Origin of the sequence: Rhodococcus sp. F64268 (genome assembly GCF_023015605.1) — a bacterium.
Taxonomy (GTDB): Bacteria; Actinomycetota; Actinomycetes; order Mycobacteriales; family Mycobacteriaceae; genus Rhodococcus.
The window spans coordinates 795,360-809,491 of sequence record NZ_JALKAI010000002.1 but is presented as its reverse complement, the minus strand read 5'-3'; the positions used below and the strand labels follow the sequence as shown (position 1 = coordinate 809,491).

Annotated in this window: 13 protein-coding genes; 9 read left to right on the top strand and 4 right to left on the bottom strand. The window is 65.2% G+C overall.

The genetic code is table 11. The features are described from left to right. Positions 1-152: 152 nt before the first annotated feature. The 3 genes from MWU77_RS08110 to MWU77_RS08100 all read left to right on the top strand — a co-directional run bounded on the left by MWU77_RS08110 (position 153) and on the right by MWU77_RS08100 (position 2,988). A complete protein-coding gene (locus MWU77_RS08110) occupies positions 153-1,367 on the top strand; it encodes a CaiB/BaiF CoA-transferase family protein (RefSeq protein ID WP_169687355.1) in 1,215 nt (404 codons plus the stop codon). A gap of 137 nt (positions 1,368-1,504) precedes the next feature. Next, a complete protein-coding gene (locus tag MWU77_RS08105) occupies positions 1,505-2,701 on the top strand; it encodes an acetyl-CoA C-acetyltransferase (protein ID WP_169687354.1) in 1,197 nt (398 codons plus the stop codon). An 11-nt stretch (positions 2,702-2,712) separates the two neighbouring features. After that, positions 2,713-2,988: a WhiB family transcriptional regulator gene (locus MWU77_RS08100; RefSeq protein WP_169687353.1), complete on the top strand. Its 276-nt coding sequence runs from the start codon at positions 2,713-2,715 to the stop codon at positions 2,986-2,988. Positions 2,989-3,051: 63 nt separating this feature from the next. Here the strand turns inward: MWU77_RS08100 and MWU77_RS08095 are convergent, their stop codons facing one another. Both MWU77_RS08095 and MWU77_RS08090 read right to left on the bottom strand, forming a co-directional pair. Next, positions 3,052-3,549 carry an SRPBCC family protein gene (locus MWU77_RS08095; RefSeq protein ID WP_169687352.1) on the bottom strand — a complete coding sequence of 166 codons (498 nt, stop codon included), beginning with the start codon at positions 3,547-3,549 and terminating at the stop codon, positions 3,052-3,054. Positions 3,550-3,624: 75 nt separating this feature from the next. Beyond that, positions 3,625-4,317 (bottom strand): SDR family NAD(P)-dependent oxidoreductase, encoded by a 693-nt coding sequence (locus MWU77_RS08090; RefSeq protein WP_169687351.1) that lies wholly within the window; start codon positions 4,315-4,317, stop codon positions 3,625-3,627. Between the two features lie 188 nt (positions 4,318-4,505). Between MWU77_RS08090 and MWU77_RS08085 the strand changes: the two genes are divergently transcribed. The 4 genes from MWU77_RS08085 (at position 4,506) to MWU77_RS08070 (ending at position 9,343) form a co-directional block, all read left to right on the top strand. After that, a complete protein-coding gene (locus tag MWU77_RS08085; protein ID WP_169687350.1) occupies positions 4,506-5,222 on the top strand; it encodes a dienelactone hydrolase family protein in 717 nt (238 codons plus the stop codon). Between the two features lie 119 nt (positions 5,223-5,341). Continuing rightward, on the top strand, positions 5,342-7,297 hold the full coding sequence (locus MWU77_RS08080; RefSeq protein WP_247273446.1) for a 2-oxoacid:acceptor oxidoreductase subunit alpha: 1,956 nt from the start codon (positions 5,342-5,344) through the stop codon (positions 7,295-7,297). Beyond that, positions 7,297-8,394 (top strand): 2-oxoacid:ferredoxin oxidoreductase subunit beta, encoded by a 1,098-nt coding sequence (locus MWU77_RS08075; RefSeq protein ID WP_247273445.1) that lies wholly within the window; start codon positions 7,297-7,299, stop codon positions 8,392-8,394. Before MWU77_RS08080 ends, MWU77_RS08075 begins: the two co-directional genes overlap by 1 nt. 49 nt (positions 8,395-8,443) lie before the next feature. Further along, entirely contained in the window at positions 8,444-9,343 is a 900-nt protein-coding gene (locus MWU77_RS08070; RefSeq protein WP_247273377.1) for an LLM class flavin-dependent oxidoreductase, read from the top strand. Between the two features lie 4 nt (positions 9,344-9,347). On the opposite strand, the gene MWU77_RS08065 is transcribed toward MWU77_RS08070, so the two are convergent. Together MWU77_RS08065 and MWU77_RS08060 are read right to left on the bottom strand one after the other, a co-directional pair. Next, positions 9,348-10,748 (bottom strand): amidohydrolase family protein, encoded by a 1,401-nt coding sequence (locus MWU77_RS08065; RefSeq protein ID WP_247273376.1) that lies wholly within the window; start codon positions 10,746-10,748, stop codon positions 9,348-9,350. Next, positions 10,745-11,959: a CoA transferase gene (locus tag MWU77_RS08060; protein WP_247273375.1), complete on the bottom strand. Its 1,215-nt coding sequence runs from the start codon at positions 11,957-11,959 to the stop codon at positions 10,745-10,747. The genes MWU77_RS08065 and MWU77_RS08060 overlap by 4 nt, the downstream gene beginning before the upstream one ends. 55 nt (positions 11,960-12,014) lie before the next feature. Here MWU77_RS08060 and MWU77_RS08055 point away from each other — a divergent pair, with 55 nt between their 5' ends. Beyond that, positions 12,015-13,076 (top strand): enoyl-CoA hydratase/isomerase family protein, encoded by a 1,062-nt coding sequence (locus MWU77_RS08055; RefSeq protein WP_247273374.1) that lies wholly within the window; start codon positions 12,015-12,017, stop codon positions 13,074-13,076. Between the two features lie 130 nt (positions 13,077-13,206). Then, complete coding sequence (locus MWU77_RS08050) at positions 13,207-13,947, top strand: FadR/GntR family transcriptional regulator (RefSeq protein ID WP_169687346.1); 741 nt, start codon at positions 13,207-13,209, stop codon at positions 13,945-13,947. The last annotated feature ends 185 nt before the right edge of the window (positions 13,948-14,132 follow it).

The following is a 14,132-nucleotide window of genomic DNA, read 5'->3' as shown; positions in this document are numbered from 1 at the left end:
ATCCCGTCCAATACTTGATTCCTGTCGAATTGTTTCGAAAAACGTATCAATAACTAGTCTATTGATGCTCATAGATACTATGTTTTGCGAAATATCGATCAGGAATCGCTGGTAGAACTACAAGCCGACCCAGTTTCGAGGGAGGACGCAATATGACAGCCGAGCAAACCGACAGCGCTACAAGTGCGTACGAGCTGCCGCTCGAGGGCATCACCGTGGTGAGTCTCGAACAGGCAGTTGCTGCACCCCTGGCGACCCGGCATCTGGCCGACCTCGGCGCACGAGTCGTCAAGGTCGAACGTGTCGGCGATGGTGACTTCGCCCGCGACTACGACAGTGCGGTCCTCGGACTCGCGGCACACTTCGTGTGGCTCAACCGGGGCAAGGAATCGTTCGCGGTGGATCTCAAGGCCACCGAGGGCGTCGAAGCGGTGAAGTCGCTCATCGCGGGCGCCGATGTGTTCCTGCAGAACCTCGCTCCCGGCGCGGTCGATCGCCTCGGTCTGGCTGCCGACGATCTGCGCGCCGACCATCCAGAGCTGATCGTCGTCAATATGTCCGGCTACGGGACGGACGGACCCATGCGTGACCGGAAGGCCTATGACCTGCTGGTTCAGTCGGAATCGGGGCTGTGCTCGATCACCGGTACGCCGGAGACTGCGGTGAAGACGGGTATCCCCACGTCGGACATCGCCGCCGGAATGTATGCGCTGACCTCGATCCAGGCGGCGCTGCTGCGCAGATATCGGACAGGCGTGGGCGCAACCATCGACGTGTCGATGTTCGATGCGACCGCGGAGTGGCTCGGATACCCGATGTACCTGCAGATGTACCAGGATCGGCAGGTGCCGCGGATGGGGCTCGCGCACACGTCGATCACCCCGTACGACAAGTACCCGACCGCCGACGGTGAGATTCTCATCGGTGTGCAGAACGATCGGGGCTGGCGTGCGCTCACCGAGGTGCTGGGGATGCCGGAGTTCGCGAACGACCCGCGGTATGCGACCAACGTCGAACGAGTCGCTCGCCGGGCCGAGGTCGACAAACTGGTCGGTGACGCCACCGCTGCCTATGCGAGCGCAGACTTGGACGAGAAGCTCGCCGCGGCCGGAATCCCCGCGGCGAGATTGCGTGACCTGTCGGGGCTGATCGACCATCCGCAGTTGAGCGAGCGCGATCGATGGCGTGAAGTGAAGACCGAATCGGGAGCGATACGCGCCATCCTGCCGCCGATGAACTTCCGCGATGTCGAACTGCCCATGGGTGCGGTGCCTTCGCTGGGTGAGCACACCGACGCCGTTCTGGGCAGACTCGGCCTGACGGACGAACAGGTTGCCGGCCTGCGAGCGGCCGGGATCGTCGGGTAGGGAATATCCGGCCATATAGGTACGGCAAGCCGTTCGTATCGGCGATTCGGATCATCGGTGCAGCCCCTGCCGATTGACCTCGGTGCGTACATATTCAAAAATGGCCGTACAAATCATTGTTCGCAGAGGAGTGGGTCATGACCCGAGCGGCACTCGTCGCCCCCGTTCGTACCGCCGTCGGCCGCTTCGGAGGGGCCCTGAAAGATGTCTCGGCGGTGACCCTTGCGACCACCGTCATCAAGGAGACCGTCGCACGTTCGGGTATCGACCCCGAACTCATCGAAGAAGTGGCGATGGGTCAGTCGTACGCGAGTTCGGAGGCACCGTGCATCGGCCGGTGGGCTGCGCTCGACGCGGGTCTGCCGATCTCGGTGGCAGGCATTCAGACGGACCGCCGTTGTGGCACCGGCCTCCAGGCGCTCGTGACCGCGGCAATGATGGTGCAGACCGGTGCCGCGAATGTCGTGGTGGCCGGGGGCGTCGAGTCGATGAGCAACATCGAGCACTACACGACCGGTGCCCGCTGGGGCGCTCGCTCAGGTGGCCTGAACCTGTACGACCGCCTCGATCGGGGTCGCGAACGGTCGCAACCCGTATGGCGGTTCGGCAAGATCAGCGGAATGATCGAGACGGCCGAAAACGTCGCGGAACAGTGTGGAATCACACGCGAGGACTCCGACGCGCTTGCCGCAGAGAGTCATCGTCGGGCCCATGCTGCCTGGGAGGCCGGTCGTTTCGACGACGAGGTCGTCGGGGTCGAGGTCAAGGACCGGAAGGGCAACGTCACCGTTGTTGCGCGGGACGAGGGTATCCGTCCGGACAGCACCCCCGAATCCCTTGCGAAGCTGCGATCCGTGACGCCGGGCGGGGTGGTCACCGCGGGTAACGCCAGTCAGCAGAACGATGCGGCCGCAGCGCTTCTCGTGGTCGCGGAGGACAAGCTCGACGAGTACGGTCTCGAGCCGATCGGCTTCCTCGAAGGATGGACCGCAGCCGGATGCGACCCGGCGACCATGGGGCTGGGCCCGGTGGCGGCCACCCGAAAGCTGTTCGATCGCACCGGCCTCGGATTCGACGATGTCGATCTCGTCGAACTCAACGAAGCCTTCGCGTGCCAAGTGCTCGGTGTGCTGTCGCAATGGGGCTGGGACGATCGGGACAAGCTCAACGTCAACGGATCCGGGATCTCCCTGGGTCACCCCATCGGGGCGACGGGTGTCCGGATGGCGACGACGGCTCTGCACGAACTGAAGCGTCGCGGTGGTGGCCGCGCGCTGGTGACGATGTGCATCGGCGGTGGCCAGGGAATGGCCGCGTCGATCACCACGGCTTGAGGGGGAGCGGTATGAGCGGGCTCGCCGACAGGGAATGGATGCTCGCCGCGCGCTGCCGCGGATTCGACACCTCCGTGTTCTTTCCACAGAAGGAATCGGGCCGTGGCCCGGTGGCACGTGCGACGAACGATGCGAAGAAGATCTGCCGCACGTGCCCGGTGATCATCGAGTGTCGAGATCACGCGTTGGCGAACGACGAGCCGCACGGCATCTGGGGTGGGATGACCTACTCCGAGCGCCGCGCGGTCTCGAGGGCCAAGAAGCTGGGCAGGCCCGTACCCGCCTGATCGGGAATTCGCCGCTCCGATGCTCGACCGCCAGTAGTCCTGTGCCCGACAGGCAGAGTCGCCTCAGTTGTGGTCGGCTGCGAGTTCCTCGAGTAGAGCCAGATTGGCCGTCATCCCATCTCGCCATACACCGAGCCGGTAGGCGACGATCTCGCCTTCCCGGTCCGGATGCTGCTCGATGAAATCGGAGAACGGTGACTTGCCGGTACCGACCTTCGCCCACTGCCTGACGACGGCGCCGCCTTCGGCCGGGTCCACCTCGAAACCCCAGAAGGCGATCGGTTCCGCGGCGGTGCCCACTCTCCACACCCAACGGCGACCGTCCTCGACTTCGACGACCTCCGGTTCGGTGTGCCACTCGCCGATCTGTGAACTGTGGTTGTGTCCGCGGAACCGGGCGCCTACCGCGACGCCGTCGGCGCCGTCCAGCCACTCTGCGCGCTGTAGTTCGCCGTCAGTGCGTGTGGGTAACTCGATGTCGGTGACCAGCGCCCAGGCGTGGTCCGGGCTGCAGGGCAATGTTCCGGTGACTTCGATGGTCGGGCAATCGCGCAGACGCACAGATGCTCCTTCTGATCTCGATTCGATCTTCGGCGGTGACGCTGCCGATGCTATTCGAGACCGCGACGTCGCATTTCAGCCGACGTTCGTCACCGGGATCAATCCGCCGGTGATGGGCGACCCGGCGTCGGACAGCAGGAATTCGATCACCTTGGCAACCTCGGCGGGCTGCGACCACCGACTGGTGTCGGCGTCGGGCATCGCCGCGCGGTTGGCCGGGGTGTCGATGACGACGGGGAGCAGAGCATTGACTCGGATGTGGTCGTCGCGGTACTCGACGGCCATGGTCTCGACGAGCGCCGAGACGGCTGCCTTCGAGGCGATGTACGACGCGCCGCCCGAGAACGGATTGTGAGTCGCGGCGGCGGAGATGCAGACGATCGATCCACCGCCGCGACGGATCAGGTGGGGCAGCGCGGCCTGGCTGACGGAGTAGGCCGTGCGTACGTTGAGGTCGAATTGGGAATCGAGCACGCCGATCGGCGTCTCGTGGACTCGCGGACCGGAGGAGAACCCGCCGACCAGATTGACGACACCGAACAGTGGGGCGCCGGGGTCGTCGGCCGCGACCGCTAGGACCTCCTCGAGCTGCTGTTCGTCGGAGAGGTCGGCCTTGACGAGGTGCAGATTCGGATGAGTACCGACGCGTTCGAGTTCTTCGGGCGCCACCCACGGGACCACGACACGCCAGCCGGCGTCGAGAAGGTGTGCGGTCACAGCGGCTCCGAGTCCGCCGGTGCCGCCGCTGACGAGTGCGGTGCGAGTCATGGCCACCGTCCTTCCGGGTGTTGTCGAGGTCTCGCGTGTTGATCCGGTCCTGTCCGGTGCGGGACTGATAACGACCCTATCGCATAGGGAAATGACATTCTCGAAAATCTCATACAGTGGGAACAGGGTGTCCTTTGCTCTGTGATCGGCATGATGGGGCGCAGGTCCATCGTCGAAAGGTGCATCACGTGACCGACATCGAAGCGGAGTTCGTCGAAGCCCGTGGTCTACGGGCGTTTCTCGCCCGCCCCCTCGGCGGAAGCAGCGGCGGGATGCTGCTGCTCCCCATGATCACCGGTATCAACGAGCAGGTCCGCGAGTACGCCGAGGACATCGCAGGCACCGGCGTGACCGCCCTCGTGTGGGACCCGTGGCACGGCCACAGTGCCGAGGACACGCCGCGGGAAAAGCTGGTCGAATGGATGGGCGCACTTCAGGACAACGCCGTCCTCGCCGAGTTGAACACTCTGCTCGAGTACGCCTTCGGTGAACTCGGATTGTCGAAGATGGGGGTGATCGGCTGGTGTCTCGGTGGCCGGCTGGCGCTGATCCTCGGCGGTGGCGATCCCCGGCTGGCGAATGTGATTGCCTACCACCCATCGATCTTCGCGCCCTCGCCCCCGAATCACACCGTCGAGGCGGTCGAGTCCGCATCACGTATCACCGCACCGGTGATGATTCTTCACGCCGGCGCCGACACCGTCATGTCCCCCGAGACGTTCGGCGAACTGCAGAGCGCGCTGCAGAATCGAACCGCGGGCGCGAGCATCATCGCGGTTTTCCCCGGGGCCGAGCACGGATTCAGCAGCCGAGAACGCCACACGAACCCGATCAATGCCGACGCATATGCCGTGTCGTGGCCGCAGGTACTGCGGTTCATCGGCGACACGTTGCCGCGCGTCTAGCCGACGTCCAGCCGGGAAGTTCCACAGAAACTGCTGGAACCGGTTGCATGTACGCGACAGAAGACGACTATGGAGCGCAGGCACCGGACCGCACAGGGGCCGGGGGAAGCGAGACAAGTATGGAGTCGAAGGGCACCCGCACGTCGCACATCGCGAAGCCCGACCAGCACGTGACGAGGCTGGACCAGGTCGTCATCCGCATCGCCGGAGACTCAGGCGACGGCATGCAGCTTGCCGGAGACCGGTTCACTGCCGAAGCCGCAGCCTTCGGGAACGATCTCGCCACGCAACCGAACTTCCCGGCTGAGATCCGTGCACCGCAGGGCACTCTCCCCGGGGTGTCGAGTTTCCAGATCCAGATCGCCGACCACGACATCCTCACCGCGGGTGACCGGCCCGACGTGCTCGTAGCGATGAATCCGGCAGCGCTGAGATCGAACGTCGGCGACCTGCCCGACGGCGGCATCCTCATCGTCAACAGTGACGAGTTCAGCAAGCGGAACCTCTCGAAGGCGGGGTACGACAGCAACCCGCTCGAGTCGGACGACTTCGAGCACCTGCAGGTACATGCCGTCCCCATGAGCACCATGACGCTCGGTGCGGTCGAACCCTCCGGAGTGGGGAAGAAAGAGGCCAACAGAGCGAAGAACATGTTCGCGCTCGGCCTTCTGTCGTGGATGTACGGCCGCGCGATCACTGCGGTCGAGGACTTTCTCGAAGCCAAGTTCGCGTCGCAGCCGGACATCGTCCGCGCCAACATACTTGCGTTGCGCTCGGGTCGGAACTACGGGGAGACGACCGAAGCCTTCGCATCGACCTACGAAGTGGACCGCGCTGATCTGCCGCCGGGTACCTACCGCCAGATCACCGGCAATACTGCGCTCGCCTATGGACTGGTCGCTGCGGGCAAGGCGGCAGGTATGGAAGTTTTCCTCGGCAGCTACCCGATCACGCCCGCGTCGGACATCCTCCACGAGCTGAGCCGACTCAAACGTTTCGGCGTCCACACTTTCCAGGCGGAGGACGAGATCGCCGGTATCGGTGCGGCGGTAGGGGCATCGTACGGTGGCGCGTTGGGGGTCACCAGTACCTCCGGTCCTGGGATCGCATTGAAATCCGAGGCCATCGGACTCGCGGTGATGACCGAACTGCCGCTCGTCGTCGTCGACGTCCAGCGCGGCGGGCCGTCGACCGGTCTTCCGACCAAAACCGAGCAGGCCGACCTGCTGCAGGCGCTGTTCGGTCGCAACGGTGAGTCGCCGGTTGCGATCATTGCGCCGCAGTCGCCTGCCGACTGCTTCGACGCGGCGCTCGAGGCCGCGCGAATCGCCGTGTCGTATCGGACACCGGTGATGCTCCTGTCCGACGGCTCGATCGCCAACGGCTCGGAGCCGTGGCGTATTCCCCAGGTGAGTGCCCTCGCCCCGATCGAACCTCGATTCGCGACACCACCGGATGACGACGACCCGGGCTACCAACCGTATGCCCGCGATCCCGTGACACTCGCACGGGACTGGGCGATTCCCGGCACCGCATCGCGGGAACACCGTATCGGCGGACTGGAGAAGGCGAACGGCACCGGCGACATCTCGTATCACCACACCAATCACGAGTTGATGACCCGCATACGCGCGGCTCGCATCGCAGGTATCGACGTCCCCGACCTCGAGGTGGACGACCCCACGGGCGACGCCGAGATCCTCGTCCTCGGTTGGGGTTCGTCCTACGGTCCGATCGGTGAGGCGGTGTTCCGTGCCCGCCGTGGCGGCCGTGCGGTCGCCAGGGCTCACCTCCGGCACCTCAATCCCATGCCGAAGAACCTCTGCGACGTGCTCGAAGGCTATCGGCGCGTACTGGTTCCGGAGATGAACCTGGGACAGCTGTCGATGTTGCTGAAGGCGCGGTGTTCCGCACAGATCCAGCCCGTCACCAAGGTTTCCGGCATGGCCTTCCGCGCGGATGAACTACACGCAGCACTCCTCGCGGAGTTCGACGGCACACTGAGCGACAGTGAGGACGCCAAGACTCTCTCCGCGATCTCCGCGGCCGCGACGATTCAGCGAGGTGATCGATGATGGGAAGAACCGTGAACGGTGCCGTGCGCAACGGTAGCGCACACGTGCCTGTCGGAACCGACCTCGGGATCAGTGCTCTTGCCGATGTGCCACGAACCGACAGTCCGCAGAAGGCGAAGGATTTCACCTCCGACCAGGAAGTCCGGTGGTGTCCGGGATGTGGTGACTACGTCATCCTCGCGACGGTCCGCGCCATGCTGCCGCAGTTGGGTCTGAAGCGGGAGAACATCGTTTTCGTGTCGGGTATCGGGTGCTCGTCGCGGTTCCCGTACTACCTCGACACCTACGGCGTCCATTCGATCCACGGCCGGGCCCCGACCTTCGCTACCGGTCTCGCCGTGACCCGACCGGACCTGTCGGTGTGGGTGGTGACCGGTGATGGCGATGCGCTGTCGATCGGTGGAAATCACCTGATCCACGCCCTGCGACGCAACGTGAACATGCGGATCCTGCTGTTCAACAACCGCATCTACGGGTTGACGAAAGGGCAGTATTCGCCCACCTCGGAATCCGGCAAGATCACCAAATCGACGCCGATGGGGTCGATCGACACCCCTTTCAACACGATGTCACTCGCCCTCGGTGCCGAGGCGACCTTCGTGGCGCGGGTGCTCGATTCCGACCGCGCAGGGCTCACCGAGATCTTGCTGGCGGCGGCCGAACATCGTGGGGCCGCCTTCGTCGAGATCCTTCAGGACTGCCCGATCTTCAACGACGGGTCGTTCGATGCACTCCGCAAGGGGGATGCCGAGGACCATCTCATCCACGTTCGTCACGGCGAACCGATCATCTTCGGGACCGACGACGAGCTCTGCGTCGTACGAAGAGGATTCGGGCTGCGCGTGGAACACATCACCGAGGTGGACCGAGACGAGATCGTGGTGCACGACGCGCACTGTGAGGATCCCGAGTACGCGTATGCGTTGTCGCGGCTGTCTGCGCAGGACCTCACCTACACGGTCACGGGAATCGTACGGTCGGTGTCGCGACCCACCTACGACGACGGGGCGCGCGCCCAGGTCGCGGCCGCCGTGGCCGACGAACCGGCAGATCTGCAGTCGTTGCTCGATGGCTCCAATACCTGGACGGTGTCATGACATCCGTTTCGTCGATCCTGCCCATCCCTTCGATGTCGGAAAGTAATCGATGACAATACAATTCGGTGTGTTCGTTCCGCAGTTCCGGCTCGGTGTCGACGAAGTGAAGGCCCGGGCGTCGGCAGCGGAGCAGGCCGGTTTCGACTCGTTCTGGCTCATGGATCATCTGTATTCACCGGGTGGCAGACCGACGGATTCGCTCGAAAGCTGGACATTGTTGACAGCGCTCGCCGGCGCCACCTCCACCATCCGGCTCGGGCACATGGTGGGCTGTGCGCCGTTCCGGCACCCGGCCCTGCTCTCGAAGATGGCCGCCACCGTAGACCACATCAGCGGCGGTCGGCTCGACCTCGGGCTCGGATGGGGTTCGGTGGAGGCAGAATTCGAGACCTTCGGTGTCGAGGTCGGCTCGCGGCGGCAACGCGCGGAAGCGCTCGACGAAACGCTCGAGATATTCCGTCTGATGTGTACGGGCGAGCAGTTCGACTACGACGGCAGGCATTTCCGGTTGCGCGGGGCGTACGGACTGCCGACACCCGTACAGGATCGAATTCCGGTGCACATCGGTGGCGCGGGGAAGACCTTGACGATGCCGCTTGTCGCACGTCACGCAGACTGGTGGAACTGTGTAGGTCATGCACGGAACCGGCTCGAGGAACTCGCACCGCTCAAGGGTGATGCCCGGATTTCGGTCCAGTACGCGGTGGGATTTGCGGACGAAGCCGAGGACATTCCAGGCGTGACGGCGTCGGTGTCGCGTAGACTACCGGAAAGTGGTTGGGGCGCACCGCTGATCGGTACAGCCGAGGATCTGATCGAACAGATCGCCGTCGAACACAAGCGCGGAGTGGAACTGTTCGTGCTCCGCTTCCACGACTTCTCACCACCGGAAACCCTCGAAAGGTTCGGGCGTGATGTCATCGCGCCACTTCAGGAGCGGGGCCTGTAGTAGATCAGGGGCCGGAGTAGACGCAGCGGCCACCGATCCACGTGGCACGCACCCTCCGCGCATCGGGATCGTCGAGGACTTCCGTGAGCGGCCCGTCGAGCAACACCAGATCGGCCTCGGCGCCGATCGTCACGTGACGCGCCGGTCCGCCCGGGTCGTCGAGGGGCGCAAGGTAGCGGTCGAGCGCCTCGGGCGGCGTGATCCGCTCTACTGCACCGACGACGTCACCGGTCGGGCAGCGCCGGGTGACGGCGGCGACCATGACCTCCCACGGATCCACCGGGCCGTACGGGGCGTCACTCGACAACGCGAGGGGCACTCCGCCGTCGATCAGGCTGCGGCAGCGGTAGAGATCGGGCAGGTCGGTGGGATCGACATCGCGGAGATATGCGTCGCCGCGGTCGCCGAGGAACCCAGGTTGCGTCACCACGTGGATGCCTCGTCGTCGCAGGTCGTCGATCGATTCGGCCGGGACGAGTGCGCCGTGCTCGATCCGGTCGCCGCGGTGCAGACCGGCCTCGTCGAGGGCTGCGAGGAGGATCACGAACGCTTCGCGACTGACACAGTGCACCGCGACGGCACGACCGGCCGCGTGAACGCGGCGAATGGAGCAGACGAGGTCGTCGATGTCGGGGAGAGCCGAGTCGGCGATGACGATCTTGTACGGACCGACAGTGCAGTGCGGTTCGCTGGGACGGAAGCCGCTGGGGGCGCCGAGCAGGTGCAGACGTTGGGGAATCGCGCGGGTGGCGTGCGCATCCATCAGGGCCTCGACCGTGCTCGGTGGGAGATCGGGTGTCGCGTCGGTGACACCGGTGATGCCGTATCGCGCGAGTTCCGCACCGATCGAGTCCAATTCGGGTGCAGTGGTCGCGGGGAGACGTTCGCGCAGCCACGTGTCGGCTCGCCATATCCGTCCGGTGGGGTGGCCGGCGTCGTTGCGTTCGACGCCGGGATGATCGGCCGTGTCGAGTCGCGCGAGTCGAGCGGCCACGGAATTCAGTATCCACAGGGCGCCACTGCGATGCTGGATGCGCACGGGCCGCGTGCTCTGCAGACGATCCAGGATCTCGGAATCGAGCATTCCGGCGACGGATTCGAAGTATCCGACGCCGCGGATCCACCCATCGCCCGGAGCAGAGGCGAGGGTGCGCGCGAGGTCGTCGGACGAGGTGACGTCGGGCGGTCCGCAGCGCACAGAGACGCGATCGGCGGCCAGGGCATGCAGGTGGATGTGATGATCGTGGAGGCCGGGGATCAGTGCGCACCCGTTGCCGTCGACGATCTCGCACCGCTCGGATGCCTCCAGTTCCTTTCCGACCTGCGCGACCGCACCTGCGCGCAGGAGCACGTCGAGTCCGGTACGACCGTCGATCTCGACGTTGCGCAGGATGAGATCGGTCATCGTATACCCAACTCGGACAGTACCTTCGACGTATCTCGGCCGGATTCGGCGATCTCACCCACCGGTTCACGACGTTCCGGTTCCGTCAGCGCGACCGTGCCGGACGGTGCATCGACCCACCAACGCCCGGCCCGCTCGTACACAGGTGGACGCGGGTCGCTGCCGAGCGTGGACGACACCAGCGCCGACATCGAGATGTCCCACAGCACTCCACTGCTGTCAGCGGGATGCGACAACGCGAGCGCTGCGGCGTGGAGGCCGGTGAGGGGGTCGGCCAGGGCGTCGCCGACGAACATGGGGCCGTGCGCGTCGTGAGCGATCAACCCCGCTGAGGCCGCGATGTCGTCGCCGAAACCTATGCGGAAACAATCGCGGCCGTGCGCGGTGATCGACGCCCACGTGCCGCCGTTCGCGACGAAACGGTGGGCGTCGAGGCCGAATCCCGCGAGTGCCCGCGGCCGGGACGCTTCGATGACGATGTCGGCTGCCGCCACCAGGTTCGTGAGTTCCCGGCGCTGGGTTGCGTCGTCGGGGTCGAGCACCACCGACTCGTGACCACCGTGCAGCAGGCGGTAGAACTCGGCGTTGCCGAAGCGCGCTCCGTCCGGCCGTGTCGGAGTCTCGACCTTGATCACGCGGGCACCGGCAAGGCCGAGAATGTGTGCACACAGCGGACCTGCCCACAGTGAGCTGAAATCGACGACCAGCAACCCGTCGACCGAACGCGGAACGAGGGGCCGCGGTGTTGTCGTGGGAACCGCAGAGACCGGTCCTGCAGCGATGCCGAGCGGTTCCGCCAGTTCGAGAAGGTCGTGGCCGGTGTGCTCTGCCAGCCACTCGGTGACCGCGGGCCAGGGATCCTCGCCCACGTCGGTACCGACCAGTGCGCCGAGGAGCAGCGGATCGTCGGGGCGTGCGCAGGAGATTGCGGCCCAACCGTCGGCGGTGGGCAGCAATCTGCACGAGCCGCCGACCGAGATCGCACCTGCCCGCCGGTGTCCGGTGAACGCGGCCCGCTCGGACAACAGCCGCGCTCCGTCGAGCTGTACCGCTCCGCCGGTCGCAGACCGGATCCGAGCCGACAGTTCGTGGGCGACGGTTGCGGCACGTCCGGGTGGGATCAGCGGGGGGCCGTCGGGCCTGCCGGTCAGGCAAGCGATTCCGCTTTCTGCCCAGTCGCGTACCGAGTCCGCGGACGGGGATTCGAACACGCCCGTGATGCTACATTGCCGGAATGAGCAGGCGGCGAGCACGAGGGCAGAACTGATGGGCGCGAACACGATTTCTGCCGTGGAGCTTGCAGACGGGATCGCCGATACGCCGATTCTCGGTGATGGTGGCGCGGTCGCTCACCCGCTCCTGGTGGTCGATCTGGACGACGTGCCCGACTCGGTGATCGAGCGTGCTGCTGAGCAGGCGTGGAGGAGCGAACACCTACTCGTCGGCAGATTCACGGGTGGTTCGATCGATGACACGGCATTGGCGCCCCTACTCGAGTCCCTCGATCTGACCTATTCGGTGGGGCCCGATCCGCGGTCGTCGACTGTCGTCGGCACGGATGATCTCGGCGCGAGCCTGTCGGCGTTCGACACCGCTGTCGCGCAGAATCCGCACGCTTCGCTGGTCGTGCGGCATGTGCTCCGAGCCGCCGACACCGTGGGGGTGGCTGCCGCGATCGACGTCGAGTCGCTCGGGTACTCGACGTTGCAGGGTGGCCCCGAGTTCCTGCGGTGGCTCGACGAGCGTGGACCGCGCCCACTTCCGCCGCCGGCCCCCGCAGATCCGGTCCTCGTCGCGCGCGTCGGCGACACACTGCGGATCACGCTCAACCGGCCCGAGCGTCGCAACGCCTACGGGACCCAGTTGCGTGACGCGCTCGTCGAGGCGTTGCGCCTCGCCGAGCTCGACGACAGCATCGAGCGTGTCGTGGTGGACGGTGCGGGCCCGTCGTTCTGCGCAGGGGGAGACCTCGACGAATTCGGACGCACTCCTGACACCGCCACCGCACATCTGATCCGCACTCGCGGTGGTGCGGGACGCTTGGTCGCGCGGCTTGCGGATCGGATCGAAGTGCGGGTGCACGGGCACTGTGTCGGTGCGGGGATCGAGATCCCGGCTTTCGCGAGCCGGGTGGTTGCGGCTCGGGGAACGGTGTTCCGCCTTCCCGAGGTGTCGATGGGTCTGATCCCGGGAGCCGGGGGGACGGCGAGCATTCCACGACGGATCGGCAGGTGGAGAGCAATGCACCTGTTCGTCACCGCGTGTGCTCTCGATGCCGGGCGCGCGCTCGCATGGGGATTGATCGACGAGGTCTCGGAGCTCGGATGATGTCGATGCAATGGATGAATGCTCAAGAAATCGTTGTCATCGATCGCTTATAGTGTAAAGATTGTCATAGATTTTATCTGGGGTACTCGGACCGGGAACCCGGGGGAGTTCTGACGGCGGAGGTTCATCGATGGGACGGGCAGGGCTACGGCCGCAGAAAACGGCGATGCTGGTGGCGCAGCGGATCGTTCAGGATATCAATCGGCGAGGGAACAAGGTCGGTGATCGACTGCCGCCGGAGCGCGTCATGCTCGATGAATACGACGTCGGCCGGGGCACCCTGCGCGAGTCCCTGCGGTTTCTCGAGTTGCAGGGTGTGATTGCACTGAAACCGGGGCCGGGAGGTGGGCCGATCGTCCAGCAACCGGACAGTGAAGGTCTTGCGACCTCGATCACGCTCCTGTTGCAGTTCGAGAACGCGCCGTTCCGAACCATCGTCGAGGCGCGGACGGCGCTGGAGCCGATGATGGCCAAGCTCGCCGCCGAGCGGATCAACGAGCAGCAGTTGGCCGATCTGAAGTACTCGGTCGAGCACATGCGCGAAAACCTCGACGACGGTGAGATCTTCCTCGAGATGAGCCGCGTGTTCCACGACACCGTGGCGAAGGGGTCGGGAAATGCCCTGTTCGGCTATCTCATTCACGCATTGCTCGACATGCTGGACGGATCGGCGATGGGGATGGAGTACTCGGAACGGCACCGCCGCGCCACACTCGACATCCACGAGAAGATCTACCATGCTGTCGCCGACCGCGACCCGGAGGCCGCGCTCATTGCGATGGAAGAGCACATTGCAGGCATCTGGCGTTACGAGGAGAAGCACTACCCGGATGCACTCGAAACACCGATAGCGTGGGGTGCCGTCACCTGACGGGCCCACATCCCTGACCCGACCCGTAGCGGCGAGGCGACCACGGTTGCCTCGCCGCTGCTGTCGTTCCGTGAGTCGCGGTGTCCAGTGACCTGGGTCATGAACAAGTGTTGACAATGGAACTAATCATGCGCATGATAGTCGTGATTTGCATCACCGATGCGTGAGCGTGCTACGCACCCCAA

Excerpts from the sequence above, each read along its gene's own strand:
- MWU77_RS08105 (WP_169687354.1), top strand. The coding sequence starts at position 1,505 with ATGACCCGAGCGGCACTCGTCGCCCCCGTTCGTACCGCCGTCGGCCGC.
- MWU77_RS08055 (WP_247273374.1), top strand. The coding sequence starts at position 12,015 with ATGGGCGCGAACACGATTTCTGCCGTGGAGCTTGCAGACGGGATCGCC.
- MWU77_RS08080 (WP_247273446.1), top strand. The coding sequence starts at position 5,342 with ATGGAGTCGAAGGGCACCCGCACGTCGCACATCGCGAAGCCCGACCAG.
- MWU77_RS08090 (WP_169687351.1), bottom strand. The coding sequence starts at position 4,317 with ATGACTCGCACCGCACTCGTCAGCGGCGGCACCGGCGGACTCGGAGCC.
- MWU77_RS08070 (WP_247273377.1), top strand. The coding sequence starts at position 8,444 with ATGACAATACAATTCGGTGTGTTCGTTCCGCAGTTCCGGCTCGGTGTC.
- MWU77_RS08065 (WP_247273376.1), bottom strand. The coding sequence starts at position 10,748 with ATGACCGATCTCATCCTGCGCAACGTCGAGATCGACGGTCGTACCGGA.
- MWU77_RS08110 (WP_169687355.1), top strand. The coding sequence starts at position 153 with ATGACAGCCGAGCAAACCGACAGCGCTACAAGTGCGTACGAGCTGCCG.
- MWU77_RS08075 (WP_247273445.1), top strand. The coding sequence starts at position 7,297 with ATGGGAAGAACCGTGAACGGTGCCGTGCGCAACGGTAGCGCACACGTG.
- MWU77_RS08050 (WP_169687346.1), top strand. The coding sequence starts at position 13,207 with ATGGGACGGGCAGGGCTACGGCCGCAGAAAACGGCGATGCTGGTGGCG.
- MWU77_RS08100 (WP_169687353.1), top strand. The coding sequence starts at position 2,713 with ATGAGCGGGCTCGCCGACAGGGAATGGATGCTCGCCGCGCGCTGCCGC.